This is a genomic window from Lacinutrix cladophorae (assembly GCF_053604645.1).
The window spans coordinates 1-381 of record NZ_JBSHNR010000037.1; the positions used below are offsets into that span (position 1 = coordinate 1).

Sequence of the window (381 nt, forward strand, 5' to 3'; positions counted from 1 at the left end):
GATGTGGATGGAACAGTAACCACAGTAACAACAGGAACGGATGGAACATGGTCATTAAACAATGTACCATTAGGAGATGCAGAAGTAGATGTTGATGAAACAACATTACCAGCAGATATTACAGATACTTTAACAACAGGAACCTCAGATCCAGAAACAGTAACAGTTGTAGAAGGAACTAATGCTACTACCGATGATGGTTATACACCAGCAGTTGGAGATTTAAGTGGAGTTGTATTTGAAGATCTTAACGGCGATGGAATACAAGATCCAGGAGAAGAAGGAATAGAAGGAGTAGAAGTTGTAATTACTGATGTTAACGGAGATGAAACAACAGTAACAACAGGAACGGATGGCTCATGGACAGCAACAGACATTCCA

1 protein-coding gene is annotated in these 381 nt (G+C 39.9%); it reads left to right on the top strand.

Annotated features, from left to right (window positions below):
• Positions 1 to 381 (top strand): SdrD B-like domain-containing protein (locus ACVC3Y_RS00250; protein WP_452225739.1); only part of this gene is annotated, 381 nt, incomplete at both ends.